We start from the raw sequence: 17,051 nt of genomic DNA on the forward strand, positions 1-17,051 counted from the left end.
CTCCACCCGCCCACGAAGACGCGCGAGCCGTCCGTTGAGACGTCGATGGCGATCGCGAGGTCCAGGTGGTTCCCGGGACCGTCGTAGGTGGCAATCCAGCGGGAAAGGCCGCTTTGCGGGTCCAGCGCCATCGTGAGGAAGTCTGAGCTTGCGCGAGTCGTGCTGGTTCCGGCCACGTAGAGCGTCGAACCGTCGGGCGCAAGCTTCATCCGAAACGCGCCGTCAGACAATCCTGCGGGCCCGTCGTACCGGTGCGTCCACGCGGGGCAATCGTGAAAGGGATCGGCGCGTGCAAGCGCGCACGCCGCGTCGCGGACGTTTTGGGCCGCCTCGTTGAGGTTCCCCAAGCTCCCGGCCCATCCGGCTGCCACGATCCAAGCGGCCACAATCACGCAACCATTTGCCCTGCCTTTTCGTCCGTGCACGCAACCCGCCGCCATCTGCTGGACGCTGCGGTCGAAGGTTAAGCATGTTCGCCGGGAATTTGGACCGCGTACACCTTCCGCCCTCCGTCGAGCCGAGTCGTGATTGCGCGCTGGGCGGCGAGCGCCTTGAGGTGATAGTGCACGCGCGTCTTCGAGTGGCCAAGCAGTCGCGCGTACTCGATGAGCGTCAAGCCCGGCCGCTTGGCAATCGCCGCAAGGACCGCCCGCGAGGCTTCCGAGACGACCGTCTGCGGGACCTCGGCGGACTTTCCCGCCGCAACCCAGACGGTCGAGCGTCCGGCTGGCACGGGCTTGGCCAAGCCGACCCGCCCCAGCGTGCGCAAGTGGTGTGTGACCGTCGTGCGGTTGACGCCAAGCTCGCGCGCCAGGTACGTGGGCACGACGCCGGGTTCGCGCAGCAGTCGTTCGTGGATGCGCGCGCGAAGATCCTGCTGCAGCGCCAAGTTGGGGCGGACGCGGTGGTAGAAAAAGGCGACAAACGCAAGGATCGTCGCGCTCACGACGGCAAGCTGCAAGGGAACGCCGATCTCGGGGAAAGACGCGACGGCGCCTGGCTGGGAAGCCGTCTCCCCCATGCGCCCTGGACCAGACGGGAACGCTGGAGCTTTCGTTTGGATCGATTCCATGAGGGAGGCTGCCGGTGACATGAGGCTGAGAAGGATGGCGGCGCGGGAAGGATCGGCGTCGTCTGCGGTTAGCCGACCGCGGAGCACCGTGGCGGCATCGTCTTCAAGCAGGATCTCGGGCTCCACGACGGCCGCGTTGAGGACGCCTGCGGGATCCGGGCTTTCGATGCGCTCGTCGACGACCACAATGACATCCGGCGGTTCCACCGGGACCACGAGGTCAATCTGCGCGGGCGCCAGCGGCGGGGGATGGACTTCGGGTCGGGTTTCGGAAAGAAGGCCGTATCCTGGAACGTCCGACGGACGAACATGCGCGTGGAAGTACCGGATGGGGTTCTGGACGAGCCACACGACGTAGGCCAACTCGCAGGCAAGGAACCTTCCGGGTCGGAGCATGATGCGATGATCGACATCGACAGGCGCGCAGTCATCGTGGAAGAGATCCTCTCCACCGGGCGCGCCTGGACCGTGCAAGGGCACGCCGTGCTCGGGAAAGAGCTCGACCTTCAAGTCCTTGCAGACGTCCATCTCCACGTCTTCGCACGAAGGGGCGGAAAGGGACGGCGCGCTGCGCAGCTTGGCAACGAGAAGGTCCAAGGCCTCAAGGACCAAGGGGCCCACCGGCACGCTCACGGGCTCGAGGGCGGGCAGGAGATCCCCGACGCGCGGGGGCTCGGGAAGCGGGGGCAAGGCTTCCGCGTGGTCGAGGGTTACGACCCGCTCGCCGGAGGCTTCCGGCGCCACGGAGGCTTCGACATGGTCCCGATCGGCCCGCGCGTGGACCTCGACGGCTGCGGGCGGCTGGGCCGCGACCCCGGCTGCCAGCAACGAGGAAAGCGTCAGGACCACCGCAAGGAACCCGTAACGCCTTCGTGAAACCATTCCGCTCCCACCGCAGGGCTGGATTGCGGCTACATAAGCGTATCGCTCGCGCTTTTGGACCGCGCGCGAAGCGTTCTAGGCTCTGGGCGGATCACCACGTCACGGCTCGGGACAGGCGGCAAGCGCCGCCTCCACGGCCTCCTTCGCGTCCACGATGCCGTGGCCCGTCGCGTCGTCGTGACCGGGCGCGGCAAGATCGCGCGCCGTGGCGACGAGGATGCCGCGCACCGCGTCGGCGTCAAGCGTGGGGCAGGCGGACCGCACGAGGGCCGCGACGCCCGAGACGTGCGGCGTGGCCATGCTCGTTCCGCTCAGGTGGCAGTAGTACAGCGCCTCGCGGGGGTCCATGTCCTCGGGCAGCCGCAGGTCCCTTCCGCTTTCGGCTTGGGACTTGAACTGCACGTTGCTGAAGAAGCCCACGCAGGACGGTTGGAAGCTTCGTCCCCACAGCCCGTGCATGGTCGAGACGTACAGCCACGCCTCGTGCGAGTACGTGGAGAGGATGCCGCCTCCCGGCGCGGCGAGCTCGACGGCGCCGCCCTGGTTGCTGAAGCACGACACGCCAAGTCCGCTGTCCACGGAGGCCACGGCCACGACGAGGGGGTCGCTTGCGGGGTACCGCACGCCGGGGTTCGGGTCCGTGCAAGGGTGGTTGCCGGCGGCGGCCACAAGAACGACGTCGCTTGCGGCCGCGATCCGAAGGGCGAGGTTCACGAGACCGTCGAACCCGGGGAAGCTGAAGCTCATGGAGATCACGCGCGCGCCCGAGGCTGTGGCCTGCAGGACGCCGGCGGCCACCTGGGGCGAGGTTCCGATCGGGCCGGGGTTGGCCGCAAGAATGTTCGGCGCGTCCGAGAACACGCGGATGGGGACCACGAGGGCGTCGGCAACGCCGGCGATGCCAATCGCGTTCTGGCGCGTGGCGCCGACGATGCCGGCCACGTGCGTGCCGTGGCCCCAGAGGTCGTAGCTTGGGCCCGCGCACGCGGCCGCGAGGTCGGGCTGCTCGCAGGCGACGCCCGTGTCGAGCACGCCCACGGGCGTGGGAACGCTTGCCAGAGGCATGCTCGCCCACGCTTCGGGAGCCCGGATCGCAGCGAGGCCCCACTGTCGGTCGCGCAGCGCGTCCTTGAGCGCGGGGACCGAGTCGAGCGGCCCCTCGAGCGTCGCGAGCTGCACGGGAAACACCGCGCGAACGCCGGGGCGGGCGGAAAGAAGCGCGGACGCGAGGGAGGCGCGCTCAGGCGTCGGGAACTCGAGGGAGACGAAGGGAAGGAGGACGTCGTTTCGCAGCGCGACGACGGATCCGAGAGAGGATGCGACGCGGTCCAGGTCGTCAGGGATTCCGCCGTCGAAGACGACGGCCAGCTGGGTAGGCCGGCGCTCGTCCGCGACAAGGCCTCCAAGTGAAGGGGAAGCCAGAAGGGAGACCGCCAACAAGCCCGTTACGAGGAACCGCATGCGCATGCCGTGCAAAGCGCGAAACCGATCCCTTGAACATTTTCCCTGCATTTTTCAACCTCCGCCTGCGCGGCCGGATCCGGCAGTCGTCGTGGGGAGCCGGTATCGCGGGGAACCGTCCGAATCGTCGCGTCGCAGCTCTCCTGAGGCGGCAAGGAGCCGCAAGTGGTAGTGGACGCGCGCGCGGGAATGGCCCAGGACGCGGGCGTAGTCGTGCAGCGTGCCGCCCGGCTGCAAAGCCACCGCCTCCAGGACGCGTCGCGCGGGGGGCGAGACGACGCCGCGGGAGAGCGGCTCGGACCTGCCGGGCGACGTCCAAAGGATGGCGCGCCCGACCACGGTCCGGCGCGCAAGGCCCAGCCGAAGGAGCGTTCGCAGATGGTGCGCCACCGTCGTGCGGTCGACGCCAAACTCGCGGGCAAGGTGGCTTGCCACGACCCCCTCCTGGCGCAGCAGGCGCTCGTGGATGCTCGCGCGAAGGTCCTGGCGAAGCGCGGAGTCGGGTCGTATGCGGTGGTACAGAAGCGTTGCCGCCGCGGCCATCGCGGCCGTCGCCCCGGCGAGGATCAGGGAGACGAGCGTGCCGCCTCGCAGCCATTCGGGCGGCGGAGCGCGCGCGGCCGCCTCCGAGACCACCGATCGCGAGGCAGCAAGCGACGGCACCAAGAGGGCGGCCGTCTCGGGGTTCGCAAGCGTGGGGGAGACGGCGGCGCTCGGGCGGGGCGGGTTCGGCGCGTCGGCGGTCTCAAGCGCGCCGGCGATTGCGTCGCGACGCGCGGAAAGGCTCGCGTCCCGTACCGCGACGCCCACGTTGGGATCGGGAGCCGACGCCTCCGGCAGGGTGGGCTCGACGTCGAAGCTCACGCCGGGAACGAGCGTGCGCAACGCGTCCCGTTCCGCAAACAGCCGGTCCAGGAGCAGCCAGGCGTCGGCGATGGGGGAAAAGGCGTCCGTGTCGAGGTTGAGAGCCGACGGAACCCAGGACGAGCCGTCGACGCGAACCGCGACCGGTTGGAGAGGGGAGGCAACGGAGAGGAACAGGGAATCGTCGAAGAGCCGCTGGACGGCGCCGTTGGCCGTTTGCCAGATGCAGCGCTCGGTCTCCCCTGGAATCCAGGCCGTGCCGTGGTACGTCTGGCGGAACCCGCAGCGCTCAAGCGCGGGGGGCGTCGGCAGGCTGCCGTCGGTCTGCCATTCCATGCAAAGGCTGCGCTCCAAGAACAAGCCCGGCGGATGGGAGCCGTCACAACCCAGAAGCTCGAGGTCGAGCGCGGGCGCGCGCGGCGCCCGATCGCGCGCGTCGCGGGCAAGAGCGTAAGCGCGGATTTCCGCCTCGGGCCCGCGCAACGGGACGTCCGCCGCCGCAGTGAGGGTCGGGCGCTCGACGCCCGGCGACGGCGCGTCCAAGGACGCCTCCCGTTCGTCCGCGAGCACGCGCGCCTGGCACCCAAGCCCATGCCAGCCCGCGTCGCACGAGAGCCGCGCGGGGGCGCCTTCGGCTTCGGCGAGGCCTGCGGCAAGCTGGACGACGACGAGAACGAGAACGAGACGCGGCAATAGCCTCCCCGCAGCCATTCTCTCCCGCACCGGGGCTGGAGTGGGGAGGCTTAAACGTGTCGCCCGCTTTCTTTGACGCCGCTTCGCGGTTTCAGACGACGTCTCGAACCGCGGGGCGATTGGGGACGAAAAGCACGTCCCACCGCTCCACGCGCTCGTCCCCGCGCGTGGCGACGAGCAGGACGCCATATGAGCCCGGCGCCTCGTAGTTGTGCACGACAAGCGCGCCGCGCGCGGCGCTGCCGTCGCCAAAGTCCCACGTCGCCTCCCATCCCGACAGCGCGGGCGGGACCACAAGCGTCGCCGCCAGGTCCTCGACGCTCGCATGGAACGTCGGCTCCCCCGGTGCGGCGGGGCGGACCGCGATCGTCCTTGCTTCGTTGACCTCGCTGCGGCCGTCGCCGACGACGAGCCGAACCGTGTACGTTCCGGGCCGCTCGTACGCGTGCGCGACGCGGGGCCCCCACCACACGGTGCCGTCGCCGAGGTCGAAGCGGAAGGTGAGAGGCCGGCCTTCCGGGTCGAACGACGGCGAGGCGTCGAGCGCGACGACGGCTCCGCGCACGTCTGCCGACCAACGCGCGACGGGCGGCGCGTCGGGCGCTCCTCCGCCCGGGCAGGCGCCGGCCATGGCCGCGAGCACCGCCTCGCGCGCATCGAGAAGCCCGTTCCCGAAGTCCGCGTCGCGGCCGGGAGCGCCAAGGTCGCGCGCCGAGCACTCAAGGGCGCGCCGCACGTCCGAGGCGGAGAGAAAAGGCGCGGCCGACCACGCGAGGATCGCGGCGCCGGCGACCGAGGGCGCGCTCACCGACGTTCCCGTCCGGTGCAGGTAATGGTCGTCCTGGCCGCTCCAGGGGCCAAGCGCGTTTTCCCCCGGCGCCACGAGGTCGACCTCCGGCCCGCGCGGCGAGAACCCGCACCGCTTAAGGGAAAGCGTCGCGCACCCGACCGCGAGCACGTCCGGGTAGCGTGCGGGAATCGAAACGCAGCCGTCGCAGCCGCGGTTCCCCGTCGCGGCCACGAGCAAGATGCCGGCCGCCGCCGCGCGCTCCACCGCACGCGCCAGGACGGGACTCTCCTTTCCCTCCTCGTCTCCCAAGCTCAGCACGACAACCATTCGCGGCTCGGGTTGACGCGCGCACCATCCGATCGCCGAGGCCACGGCCGCGTCCGTGCCCCGGCCGCTTGCGTCGAGCGCCTTGGCCGCGTACACGCGCGCCGTGCCCGCCACGCCGGCCACCCCCACGCCGTTGTCGGAGGCCGCCGCCGCCACGCCGGCCACAAGCGTCCCATGCCCATGATCGTCGTAGGGCTCCTCGCGGCCGGCCACGAGATCCACGAACCCGGCCACGCGGCCCGCGAACTCCTCGTGCGTGCCGCGAAGGCCCGTGTCGACGACGCACAGCGCCGCGCTTGCCGCAAGCGGCGCGAAATCCCACGCCCGCGGCGCCTCGATCGCAAAGAGGTTCCGCTGGTCCCAGAACCGCGGATCGTTCGGAAACCACGCGGCGGCAAAGGCCGTTTCGGGGCTCACGAAGGAAACCTCACGATCCTCCGCGGCGTGCGCGCGAAAACGCGTGGCGTCGAGCGTGCGCACCACGGCGAAGGCGAGATCGTCGTCCACGCGCACGACGGTCGAATCCCACCGGCGCTCCCCGGGGGAAACGTGAGCGCCGAGCGCAAGTCCGACGATCCATGTCGACGGCGCTTCGACGGGAATCGCCCCTGAGAGCGCGGGGGAAAGCATGGCCAGCGCAAGGCCGGCAGCGGCAAGACGCATCAACGAGGCGCCAGCACGCCGCCGGCGGCTTGAGCGTTGCGGAATCGCCGCGCGCCCGCCCGGTAAGCCTTCAAGCCCCCGCGCGCCGTTCCCCCGGCGTGAAGGCCCACGCGCGCGTGGTCGCCTTCGACGACGGGCCCTTCGGCTGGGACGACGAGCGGACGGACGTGATCGGCGTCGTCGCGCGAGGGCCCGACTACGTCGAAGCCGTGCTGCGGACGGAGGTGCTCGTCGACGGCGACGACGCCACGGAGCGTCTCCTCGCCGCGCTGCGGACGAGCCGGTACCGGGAAGGGTTGCGCGCCATCCTTCTCGACGGCGTCGTGTTGGGCGGGTTCAACGTGGTCGACCTTGCGGGCCTCCACGCCGAGCTTCGCATCCCCGTCGTCGCCTTCACGCGCGACACGCCGGACTTCGACGCCATCCGCGCGGCGCTCGAGAAGCACTTCCCCGACGGGCCCCGCCGCTTCGCGCTCCTTTCCCAATGGCCGCCCGCCCCCGTCGATCTTCCCAACGGGCGCGCGCACGTGAGCGCGCTTGGCATGACCGTCCCGGAGGCCTCGGCGTTGCTCGCTTCGCTTACGGTGCGCGGTCTTGTGCCCGAGCCGCTTCGGCTGGCGCATCTCATCGCGGCCGGCGTCGGCCGCGGGGAAAGCCGCGGGCGGCCGTAGCGGCCGACGACGGCTCCGGGGAACGCGCCGCAGCGCGTTCCACGCGGCCGGCGTCGGCCGCGGCGAAAGTCGTGGACGGCCCTAGCGACCGATGACGGCGCCGTTGTATACATACGTATACATTCGTATACGACGTGCCCGCGTCAGGGCTTCCACGATTCGATCGTGCCCAGACGCGAAAGCTCGCTCTTGAGCCGCCCGATGACCTCGACGGGCGTGGGATCCACGTTGCGCAGGCGGGCCAGGTAGTAGCTCGTCCAGTCGCCAAGGTACACGACGGAGAACAGGTTGGCGAGGAAGTCGCCCCCGCTTGCGGCAAGCCGCGCGACGGCCGCGCCGCGCTCCCGCGCGACCGTCTCCATGAACCGCGCGCGCTCCTCGTTGGCGCGCCCGGCCTCGGGGCCCGTGACGATCGCAAGCGCCACGCGCGAGGCGTCGTCGCCCGACCACCCGACGAGGTCGTTGTGGCAGATCTCGGGGATGGCGCCGTGGAAGGCGAGGACCTTCCCGTTCTCGGAGAGCTCGTTTGCAAACCGCCGCGCGGCGATCGCGTAGGGCCCAAGGCCGTAGCAGACGGCGATGCGGCCGACGAGCGCTTGCGCGATCGCGCGAGCTTCGTTCTTGTCGGCGGGCGCGTCGGGCGTGAGCGCGGGCGCAAGCTCGGCGACGGCGGCAAGCGCGGCCTTGCAGGAGGCGCCAGGGTCGGGCACCGCGCCCCATTTCGAGAGCGCGAAGGCGAGCGGAATCGTGAGGTAACCGGCGGCGGCGCGGGGCTGGAAGCCCTTGGGGAGCGCGACGACGTCGACGCTTGCGGCCTGCGCGCGCGCGGCGAGCTTGCCGCCGGTCGTGACCGCAAGGCGCGCGGCGCCGCGCGAGCCCGCAAGTTCGAAGGCGGTGAGGGTTTCCTCCGTGTCGCCGGAATAGGAGAGGGCGACGACGAGCGTGGAGTCGTCCACGAACGAGGGCAGGCCGTAGTCGTGGTGGAGCACGATGGGCGTGCGGCCGCCCTCGCGGGAGGCCCAGGCGGCCACGAGGGCGCCGCCGATGCCCGAGCCGCCCATGCCGCAGACGACCACGCGCGAGACGGGGCGCGTGGCGCGGGGCGCAAACGCGCGGCCGATGGCGATCGCGTCGCGCACCTGGTCGGGGAAGCCCGTCAGGGAGGAGCCCACGCTTCCGTCGTTCATGCAAGCCCTCATGCGGGCCTTGCCGGATAGGGGTTTCGATGGTTCGCACCGACGGACGGGGGCCGCGACTCACGCTCGGATTGTACAATTCCTACGATCCCGCCCGGTTCCACGAGCAGCACCGCCGGACGCTTGCGCGCGTGGCGCCGCTCGCCATGGCCTACGATTGCAACGTGGCCACGTTCGGCTTTCCCTTCGACGAAGGGCGGCGCCGCGAGCGGCCCACGGGCGTGGACCTCCGCACGCCCGTGGAGATCGCCGACTTCGTGGCCGACAGCACGACGATCGGCGAAGGCGGCAAGTACTTCCGCGAGCTCGCCTCCGCGGGTCGCTTCGCCGCCTTCCCGTTCCCGGACCCGGGGTTCCCGCCGCAGCTCGGGACGGTCGTGCTCACGACGAGCCGGGCCGAGGGCGCAAAGGCGCTTTCGCTGCGTCAGGCGCGCGAGCTTGTCCGGCGCGAGTCGGCGACGTTTGTCTTCGGGCTTGGGCCCCACGGCGCGCCGCGCGAGGTGTTCGGGCAGGCGCGGCACCTTTTCGACGTGACGGGCCGGGGGCTCAGCCTCGAGACCGCCACGGCCATGGGCGCCGTGGTGGGCGCGCTTGCAGCCGACCGCGCGGCAGGAGGAGCCTAGCGTGGCGACGCCCGGGCGCCCCGAGTCGCCGCGGCTCACCGTGGACGGCATCGTTCCGTTGGACGGTGGGGTGGTCCTCGTGCGTCGCGGTCGGCCCCCCTTCGCGGGTCGCTACGCGTTGCCCGGTGGGTTCGTCGACGTGGGGGAGACGACCGAGGCCGCCGTCGTGCGCGAGGTGCTCGAGGAGACGGGCCTGGCGACGCGCGTTTCGCGGCTTGCAGGCGTGTACAGCGACCCTTCGCGCGACCCGCGGGGCCACACGGTGAGCGTCGCGTACGAGCTGTCGCGGCTGGGTGGAACCCTTGCGGCCGGCGACGACGGCGCGGAGGTCGGAATCTTCCCGCTCGGTCGGTTGCCGGACCTCGCCTTCGACCACGCGAAGATCCTTTCGGAGTGGATGCGCAGCCTCCCTGGAAAGCCTATATAGGCGCGGAGGGTTTCCCGCCCGTCGAAGGGATTTTCCATGTTCGAGGCCCGCTGCAAGGCCGACGTCCTGCGCACCGTCATCGACGCCATCTCGACCCTCGTGGACGAGGTCAAGCTCAAGGTCGGGAAGGACGGCCTCTCGCTGCGCGCCGTGGACGCCGCGCGCGTCGCCATGCTCGACCTTACGCTATCGAAGGGCGCCTTCGTCACGTACAAGGCCGAGGACCGCGAGCTTGGCCTTGACGTCGACAAGCTCAAGGAGGTCCTCAAGCTCGCCCAGTCCGAGGACGAGATCACCTTCACCCTCGACGAGGAGGGCAACCGCCTCGTCATCCGCATCGGCAACCTCGTGCGCCGCATGAGCCTCGTGGACACCTCGGCCATGGCAGACGCCCAGATGCCCAAGCTCGAGTTCCCCGCCACGATCGCAATCGCCGCCTCGGAGCTCGAGCGGGGCGTGCGGGCGAGCGAGGCCGTGGCCGACCACATCGAGCTTCGCGCCACGCCCCAGCAGTTCGAGCTTGCGGCCGCCGGCGACACCGACGTCGTCAACCTCGCGCTCGACAAGAAGCAGCTCACGAACCTTCGCTGCTCGGAGAACGAGGTCCGATCGCTCTTCTCCCTCGACTACTTCGGCCACATGGTGAAGGCGGCCAAGGGAGCAAGCGACGTGACGATCTCGCTGCGCACGAACTACCCCGTCAAGCTCGACTTCGACATCGCCGGCGGCAACGGGCACGTGACCTTCCTGCTGGCCCCGCGCATCGAGAGCGAATGAGCGGGATGGCGCCGACGACGGCGCGGGCTCTGCCCGAGCATCCGGCCCTTCTCGCTCGGTACCCTTTCCTTCCGGAGGCGTCCGCGCTTGTCGCCTCGGCCGGCGCCACGCTTGCGGACGTCCTGCACGACCGCGCCTTTGCCGGAGCCCGCTCGCGCGGCCTCGACCGCGTGGCAAAGGCGCTGGACGGGGACGCGATCCCGCGATCGACGGCGGCCACGCCCTCGGAGGCGGTCGTCGAAATCCTCTCGTGGGGCGTCGCGCGCATGGTGGCAAGCTGCGCGGGGCACGCGATGGTGGTGCGAAAGCTCGCCGTGGCCGAATCGAAGCTCCTCACCGCGCACCTCTCCGGCGAGCGCGAGGAGATCGTCGAGGCAGTCGCCGCGTCGCTGGGGCTTCGGACGCGCGGCCTCTCCGTCGCGCTTCCGGACTACCTGCGGCACGCCGTCACCCTGCGCGATCCCGCGTGGAAGCTCGTGAACCAGCGCGTGGCCGCCGGGTGGGTGGCGCTCGACGCGCGGCGCCTCGGACGCCTTGCCGAAGAGGCGCTCCGTCGGCGGATCGAGTCCGAGCTCCCCGTCGATCCTTCGCCGGAGGTCCGTCGCGCCTTCGACGAGCCCGCCGCCGCCTTCGCCGCGAAGGCAAAAGAGCAAGCCAAGCGCTTCGAGCTTTCGTCGCTTGGCGAGGTGGACCTCGCGCTGCTTCCCCCGTGCATGAAGGGAATCCTGGGGCAGCTCCAAGCGGGCGTGAACGCGCCGCACACGGCGCGCTTTGCGGTGACGAGCTTCCTCCACGGGATCGGCATGGACGCCGAAGCCATCATGAAGCTCTTTTCGAAGGCGCCCGACTTCAAGGAATCGCTCACGCGCTACCAGGTCGAGCACATCACGAAGAAGGGGGAAGGACAAGGCTACACCGCGCCGGGCTGCTCCACCATGCAATCGTGGAACGTCTGTCCGTTGCAGGAACGCGACGCGCGTTGCCTCTCCCGCGGCATGCACCACCCGCTCATCTACTACCGGTGGGCGATGAAGGACAAGAAGGGCTCCCCCGGCAAGGGGACGGTAGGCGCGTAGCCCGCGCGTTGTTCCATCGGGGTTGGCGCATGCGATCCGCGGCCGGCTCGCAAGCCGTTTCCTGCGGTCGTCGTTTCACGCAAGTTGGAAGGAAGTTGAAGTGGCCCCCGTGGGTCTTGAGCGCATGCACGTCGCACGATGGCTTCGCACGATGGCAGCCTTGTTGACCGCAACCCTGCTGGCCGGCTCAGGGGCTCTTCCTGTAGGCGCCGGGCCGCGGCCCGCCGTGGACGAATGCGTGCTCGCGGGAGGCGGAGACGGGATCCCCACCGCCTCCGGCTGCCCACCGTCGGTGTCGCCCTTCTGCGTGGAGGACCTCCGGGAGCGGCACGTGCAGGTGATCTACGCTCGTGCGCCCGACGGCGAGGACCGGTACGAGCTGTTGCTGCCGGACATCCGCGCGCACGTCAAGCTCGCAAACGGCGTCGTGTACCGTGAGGGCCTCGTGTTCGGCCGCGACATCCGGTTCCGCATGGCTTGCGAGGCCGACGGGGAGGTGTCCGTAAGAAACGTGGTGATCGGCTCCATGCGCGATCGGGACCCGACCTGGAGCTCTTTCTCCATCCTGGCGGAGCTCAAGGCTCAAGGCTACGACCGCAACAACGTGAAGTACCTCGTCGTGATCGACCGGACGCTGGGAGGCGGCGGCTGGGCGTACCCAATGTACTACGACAGCCGACCCGGCCCCGAGAACGCCAACAACAACCGTGTCGCCTACGCCGTGGTCGGCAAGCCCAACTTCGAGGTCATGATCCACGAGCTTGGCCACACGCTGGGCGCCGTGCAGGCAAACGCGCCCCACTCGCAGCCCAACGGCCACTGCAACGAGGGCCAGGACTACATGTGCTATTCGGACTGGTGGCAAAGCGAACCGCGCGACGCCCGCGATCTGTCCTACAACGGATTGCGCTGCACGGACCGAGAGTACTTCGACTGCGGTTACGACGATTACTTCAATCCCGACCCGCCGCCCGGAAGCTACCTCGACCGCCACTGGAACCTTGGACGCCCGGCCAACGGGTTCTTCGAGTTCCGGCCGCTGGCGGCTCCCTAGGACGTATGCGTTCGGGCGCGTTACCGGCGGAGCGGACGCAAGCATTAAGCGATGCGTAGGAGACGAGCGGGTGGGAGAGGAGCGTGGAGCCCCCAACGATCCGCACGCGGCACGCAGGGGAGCGGACGCCGGGGACGGTTCCGGCAAGTTGGGGCAAGTTTCATGACCGCCCGCGCGGCAAGGCCGCCGGGAGAGGCATGCGGCAGGCAAGCATCGCGATCGGCCTTCTGCTCGCCGCGCCACGCGCCGTGAGCCGGTCTTGTCGTTTGCCTCCTGCGCGCCTGCCTGGCCCCCGCCGCAAGGGAAGCCGCGGGCTTCCCCGGCGCCTGGCCGATCTTTCCGTCGCCGGCGCCGTGCTGGCGGCTGCGCTTGCCGCGCCGACGGCAAGCGCCGCCGACTGCTCGCAGGCGCCTCTGGCCTGCTGCCTTGTCGACGCCATCCTCCACGTGGGATGGGTCGACGCCCCATGCCGCAACTCGCACCACCTCGTGGCCGCCCATCTTCTGGAGGGAAGCCGGACCAAGGCTTCCGTCCAGCCGCTTGCGGGCGTGCTCGTGGAGATCGCATTGGATCCCTCGCATCTTGCCGCCGACTCCGACGAACCCTTTCTTCGCCTGCGGTACGAAGCGGGCTTCCAATCGATGCACGCGGGGGCTCCCGATCTCGTGGAGCTCATCCGGCTCGTGACCTCGACCCGGGCGCACGGGCAGACGAGCGCGTCCGTGGAGCTCTTCGTTCCCTGCGCAAGGTCGGTCGCCCGCGCCTGGGCGGGAGCCGGAGGAGGCCTTGCCGGGGAGGGCGCCGCCGCGGAACACAATTTCGACGGCGACGCCCGCGCGGTGTGCGGCGCAATCCTCGCGAGCCTCCCCTCGCCTTCCCGCCCGGACGTTCCGGGTCCGCCGGCGGTCGCTCCCCCGGATGCGGGCGAAGCCGCGGTTGCCCATCGTGACCCCGCCCCGGTCCCGGGCGTCGGGGATCCGGTCGCCAAGGCGGCTCTCGACGTGGCCGGCGCCGCCGGCGACGCGCGCGCCAGCGCCCGCCTCGACTGCGAAGCGCCCTTGGTCACGCAGGACGCCTGCCACGCGAGCTTCTCGACGCCCGACGTGCTGGCCGTGCCGGCGGAGCCCGGCCCGCCACCGCAGGAGCCCCCTTCGCCCTCGGAAGCTTCCGGGGGTCATGCGCCTTCCTCCTCACGCGCCGACAAGGAATCGACGCCGTCGATCCCGTCGGCGGCGGACCCGCGCGGGGTCCTCCCTGGCTACGGTCCCGCAGACTCGGGGTCGTCCCGGGGCAGCCTGGCCGCCGCGCGGCCGGCTCCCCCGGCCCCTTCGCCGGCGGAGGCTTGGAGCGCCCTGCTGACGCTGGCGGCCCTTGCGGGCGGGCTCTACCACCGGATCTCCCGCGAAAGGGCCCTCGAGCAGGAGACGCGCCGCAGCGTCTACGAGCTCATCCGGCGGGAGCCGGGGCTCCGCACGGGGACCGTCGCGGCGCGCCTGGGCTTGAGCTACAAGACGGTCGGCGCCCACCTGCGGTACCTCGCCCAGTTCGGCTACGTCGAAGGGATCGGGGACGGGCAGCGCCGCTACTTTGCCACCGGCTCGATTTCCTCGGCGGACAAGCGCCTCCACCTCGCCGCCTCGCGCCCCGCCTCGCGCCTCGTGCTCGAGTTCGTGCGCGAGCGGAAGACGGTGGCCTTGGCCGACCTTCGCGCCGCCTTGGCGATGCCCAAGGCGACGGCCACGTCGGCTGTGCGGGCCCTGCAAGCGGCCGGGCTCGTGACGGTGCGGCGCGAGGGCCGTTTCGTCTTCGTCTCGGAGTTTCCCTCGCGCCAGGCCGAGAAGCCACAGCCGTGAGGGCCGAGGGCGTCGTGCGCCTGATCCTTCCGTACGGTTCCAAGAATCTGGGGCACGTTTGATTTTGCAGCCAGGGCTCCCGTGGGCGATGAGAGCCGTCTTCGCTTCCCGTGCCTGGCCTTGGGCCGCCTTCGTCCTTGTGGTTGCCGTGGGGGCATCCGCGCTTCCGTTGCTCGCCCTGCAGGCGGCATCCGACGAGTCGGTTTCGCGCTCGGTGGGGGAACTTCGCAATCCATGCTTGTCGGAAGGCGCAGGCGATTTCATGCCGTGGTTTGGGGCCTGCCCGAATCGGGTGCCGCCCGATTGCGCGCCGACGTCGGCACCGCACGTCCAAGTGATCTACGCGCGCGCCTCCGACGCGCCGGATCGGTTCGAAACCATGGCGCCCAAGGTACGAAAGCTCGTCGAGCTTGCCACGGGCGCCATCGACCGCGAGGCACGGCTGTTTGAGCATGAGGGGCGGATTCGGGTCGCGTGCAAGGACGGCCAGGCCGACGTCGCAAACGTTGTCTTGGCGGTGACGGCCGAAAACGCCACCTTCCGCCGCATCAAGGACGATCTGGCGGCCGTCGGTTACGGTCGCGCGGGCGTGAAGTATTGGGTCTGGTATGACGGGCGGAGCATCGAAGGCGTCGCCGGGCTCGGCGATTTCCGGCAGGACCATCGGCTGGCCCCCGACAACGAGAACGTGATCGAGCGAGGGTATGCGGTCACCTTCGGAATCGAGAGTTGGATCGTGATGCTCCACGAGCTTGCCCACACGATGGGCGCTGTCCAGCGGTCCTCTCCCAACGCGACCGCGTACGGCCACTGCCTCGACGGCCAGGACATCATGTGCTACGACGATCGGTTCCTCGATCCGCGGACGACGCGGGACTTGATGCCCTACAATCCAGCCGCATGCATCGACTACGAACATTTCGACTGCAACCACGACGACTATTTCCACCCGGAGCCCCCACCGGGATCGTACCTTGCCACGCACTGGAACTTGGCGCATCCGTACAACGTGTACCTCCGCGTGACGCGCGCAAGCTCGATCGAGGATTCCGGGAAGTTGGGCGCAAACCCAAAACCCCTCGTGCAAGTCGGTGAGACATGACCTCTCGATCGCGAGCCCGTTCGTATGCGACATTCCTCCTGGTTGCCTGCCTGATCGCGCGGGCCACTCCGGGCCCGGCCGCCGTGCGCGGGCCCCCGTCCGACTGCGCGTTGGCCAAGGGTGCGACGGTATCCTAACCGAGGGGTGCCGGCACCCGGAGCGCTCGCAGGCGCGGCCGATGGCGGGTCGCCCAAGGGCGCCGATTCGGCGGTTCTTGCCGGCTTGCCCGGCAAGGATCACGTCTTCGGGGTGGATGTGCGCATCGAGCTTCAGCGGACATTCGTCGCAGCTTGAGGCGCCAGGGTCACAGGTCGAGCAACTTTGTCGTCAGATTTTGCGGCGGCTCGCGTCGCCCACGCCTGCCGCAGGCGTCCCCCGTTTGGCCGACGCGGAGGGGTCGGCGTCCCTGCAGCCCGGGGAAGAGGCGGACGGCGCGAACCCCGGAGCGCAAACCCCCTGCGCCTCTTGAGCCCGACGAAGCCATGGTCCAAACTCGCGCCCGGTTGCAGGTTGCGGCCGACTCGCCCGACCTGCCACGGCCGCGCAGGCAACGAACAGGGGCGACGACGCGGGACAAACGTCAAGCTGCGCCCCCAAGACGGCCTAACCGCCGCTCCTGTTTTTCTCGAAGTGCGCGCGCACCTGCTCGATGGAGGAAGCACGAGGAACTCATGAGCGTGCTCCAACCGTGCAACTTGGGGTTTTCCTCCGACAACGAAGGGCATTGGATCGGGCATGGCCGCAAACCGCGGGACCTGAAGCGAGGAGATCTTCGGCGACCGCGTGGGCCGACGAGCAGGCGGACCACAAGCCTTATGAATTTGGCGGCGGGGGACTGTAGGCAAGCCATGTTCCCCCAGCCGGAAACCGGTCCTAGTTTATCGGAGGCGGCGGGCCGCCAGAGACGAAGGGTCGTCATTGGCGGGCTCTCCACCCTCCAGGCAGATTGGGTGCAGATTGAAGCCAATCGTCGCCGACGGCGGGCGGGGTGAAAGATCCGTGGCCGCGAGAGGGGCGCGTTTGCTTGTCGTAAGCGCGTGCATCGCGCTTGCGCCTGCGGCAGGCGCAGCACCGGACATGAATGCGTGCCCGTTTGGCAGCCCCACATGTGCGCCTAACTTTGGCACGGGGTCCGACGCGGGAGTTCAGGGAACCGGGGAAGCTTCCATCCATGGGCCCTGCAGCGGCGAAGATTTGGAGTTCACCTTCGAAGCCGACCCGTCGTCAACGGGGCAACGCAAGCGGCTTGCAGCGAAACCTCCTGCGTGCCCGATGGACTCCAATCCCACGTTTGCGCCCGAGCCCGCTCGAGCCGCCGCCCAGGAAGTTCTCGGTGCAAGCGTCCAGGCCCGCGTCGATCCGGGGTCAAGCGAAAGGCCTCTCTTCGTCCAGGGCTCGTGCAAACTTCCCATCTTTGGGGGGGAGAAAGAGTTCTGCTCTCTCGAAAGCCCGGAAACTGAAGCCCATCTTCCCATCCCTTCGCCTGAACGCTCGGGACCACTGCCCTTAGAGACTGGCGC

General features: G+C 69.9%; 15 protein-coding genes. 9 read left to right on the top strand and 6 right to left on the bottom strand.

Features of this window, described 5'->3' with window-relative positions:
- The coding region (locus VM681_03700) for a hypothetical protein (protein ID HVL87101.1) at positions 1-371 on the bottom strand (371 nt) is incomplete at its 3' end.
- Between the two features lie 92 nt (positions 372-463).
- Positions 464-1,468: a winged helix-turn-helix transcriptional regulator gene (locus tag VM681_03705; GenBank protein ID HVL87102.1), complete on the bottom strand. Its 1,005-nt coding sequence runs from the start codon at positions 1,466-1,468 to the stop codon at positions 464-466.
- Positions 1,469-1,474: 6 nt separating this feature from the next.
- On the opposite strand from VM681_03705, the gene VM681_03710 reads away from it, so the two are divergent.
- Entirely contained in the window at positions 1,475-1,948 is a 474-nt protein-coding gene (locus tag VM681_03710; protein ID HVL87103.1) for a hypothetical protein, read from the top strand.
- Positions 1,949-2,053: 105 nt separating this feature from the next.
- On the opposite strand, the gene VM681_03715 is transcribed toward VM681_03710, so the two are convergent.
- From VM681_03715 to VM681_03725, 3 genes are all read right to left on the bottom strand, one after another.
- Positions 2,054-3,421 carry a S8 family serine peptidase gene (locus VM681_03715; GenBank protein HVL87104.1) on the bottom strand — a complete coding sequence of 456 codons (1,368 nt, stop codon included), beginning with the start codon at positions 3,419-3,421 and terminating at the stop codon, positions 2,054-2,056.
- 48 nt (positions 3,422-3,469) lie between these two features.
- Positions 3,470-4,972, bottom strand: a complete 1,503-nt coding sequence (locus VM681_03720; protein ID HVL87105.1) for a hypothetical protein — start codon at positions 4,970-4,972, stop codon at positions 3,470-3,472.
- Positions 4,973-5,063: 91 nt separating this feature from the next.
- On the bottom strand, positions 5,064-6,752 hold the full coding sequence (locus tag VM681_03725; GenBank protein HVL87106.1) for a S8 family serine peptidase: 1,689 nt from the start codon (positions 6,750-6,752) through the stop codon (positions 5,064-5,066).
- A 98-nt stretch (positions 6,753-6,850) separates the two neighbouring features.
- On the opposite strand from VM681_03725, the gene VM681_03730 reads away from it, so the two are divergent.
- Positions 6,851-7,423: a DUF99 family protein gene (locus VM681_03730; protein ID HVL87107.1), complete on the top strand. Its 573-nt coding sequence runs from the start codon at positions 6,851-6,853 to the stop codon at positions 7,421-7,423.
- 143 nt (positions 7,424-7,566) lie between these two features.
- Here the strand turns inward: VM681_03730 and VM681_03735 are convergent, their stop codons facing one another.
- A complete protein-coding gene (locus tag VM681_03735; GenBank protein HVL87108.1) occupies positions 7,567-8,610 on the bottom strand; it encodes a bifunctional phosphoglucose/phosphomannose isomerase in 1,044 nt (347 codons plus the stop codon).
- A gap of 38 nt (positions 8,611-8,648) precedes the next feature.
- On the opposite strand from VM681_03735, the gene VM681_03740 reads away from it, so the two are divergent.
- The 7 genes from VM681_03740 (at position 8,649) to VM681_03770 (ending at position 15,531) form a co-directional block, all read left to right on the top strand.
- The gene (locus VM681_03740; GenBank protein HVL87109.1) at positions 8,649-9,242 is read left to right on the top strand and encodes a DUF531 family protein; all 594 of its coding nucleotides are present in this window, start codon (positions 8,649-8,651) and stop codon (positions 9,240-9,242) included.
- 1 nt (position 9,243) lies between these two features.
- Positions 9,244-9,669 (top strand): NUDIX hydrolase, encoded by a 426-nt coding sequence (locus VM681_03745; protein ID HVL87110.1) that lies wholly within the window; start codon positions 9,244-9,246, stop codon positions 9,667-9,669.
- A 36-nt stretch (positions 9,670-9,705) separates the two neighbouring features.
- Positions 9,706-10,446 (top strand): proliferating cell nuclear antigen (pcna), encoded by a 741-nt coding sequence (gene pcn, locus VM681_03750; GenBank protein ID HVL87111.1) that lies wholly within the window; start codon positions 9,706-9,708, stop codon positions 10,444-10,446.
- Positions 10,443-11,522, top strand: coding sequence for a DNA primase large subunit PriL (locus VM681_03755; protein ID HVL87112.1), 1,080 nt, complete (start codon positions 10,443-10,445; stop codon positions 11,520-11,522). Before pcn ends, VM681_03755 begins: the two co-directional genes overlap by 4 nt.
- A 124-nt stretch (positions 11,523-11,646) precedes the next feature.
- On the top strand, positions 11,647-12,576 hold the full coding sequence (locus VM681_03760; GenBank protein HVL87113.1) for a hypothetical protein: 930 nt from the start codon (positions 11,647-11,649) through the stop codon (positions 12,574-12,576).
- A gap of 197 nt (positions 12,577-12,773) precedes the next feature.
- On the top strand, positions 12,774-14,429 hold the full coding sequence (locus VM681_03765) for a transcriptional regulator (GenBank protein HVL87114.1): 1,656 nt from the start codon (positions 12,774-12,776) through the stop codon (positions 14,427-14,429).
- Positions 14,430-14,721: 292 nt separating this feature from the next.
- Complete coding sequence (locus VM681_03770) at positions 14,722-15,531, top strand: hypothetical protein (GenBank protein HVL87115.1); 810 nt, start codon at positions 14,722-14,724, stop codon at positions 15,529-15,531.
- Positions 15,532-17,051 lie beyond the last annotated feature (1,520 nt).

Source organism: Candidatus Thermoplasmatota archaeon (assembly GCA_035541015.1).
In the GTDB taxonomy this organism is placed as follows: Archaea; Thermoplasmatota; SW-10-69-26; order JACQPN01; family JAIVGT01; genus DATLFM01.

Bases quoted from the DNA above. Each gene is read 5' to 3' on its own strand.
- VM681_03705 (HVL87102.1), bottom strand. From the start codon at position 1,468: ATGCTCCGACCCGGAAGGTTCCTTGCCTGCGAGTTGGCCTACGTCGTG.
- VM681_03710 (HVL87103.1), top strand. From the start codon at position 1,475: ATGATCGACATCGACAGGCGCGCAGTCATCGTGGAAGAGATCCTCTCC.
- VM681_03715 (HVL87104.1), bottom strand. From the start codon at position 3,421: ATGCGCATGCGGTTCCTCGTAACGGGCTTGTTGGCGGTCTCCCTTCTG.
- VM681_03725 (HVL87106.1), bottom strand. From the start codon at position 6,752: ATGCGTCTTGCCGCTGCCGGCCTTGCGCTGGCCATGCTTTCCCCCGCG.
- VM681_03735 (HVL87108.1), bottom strand. From the start codon at position 8,610: ATGAACGACGGAAGCGTGGGCTCCTCCCTGACGGGCTTCCCCGACCAG.
- VM681_03740 (HVL87109.1), top strand. From the start codon at position 8,649: ATGGTTCGCACCGACGGACGGGGGCCGCGACTCACGCTCGGATTGTAC.
- pcn (HVL87111.1), top strand. From the start codon at position 9,706: ATGTTCGAGGCCCGCTGCAAGGCCGACGTCCTGCGCACCGTCATCGAC.
- VM681_03755 (HVL87112.1), top strand. From the start codon at position 10,443: ATGAGCGGGATGGCGCCGACGACGGCGCGGGCTCTGCCCGAGCATCCG.
- VM681_03760 (HVL87113.1), top strand. From the start codon at position 11,647: ATGCACGTCGCACGATGGCTTCGCACGATGGCAGCCTTGTTGACCGCA.
- VM681_03765 (HVL87114.1), top strand. From the start codon at position 12,774: ATGCGGCAGGCAAGCATCGCGATCGGCCTTCTGCTCGCCGCGCCACGC.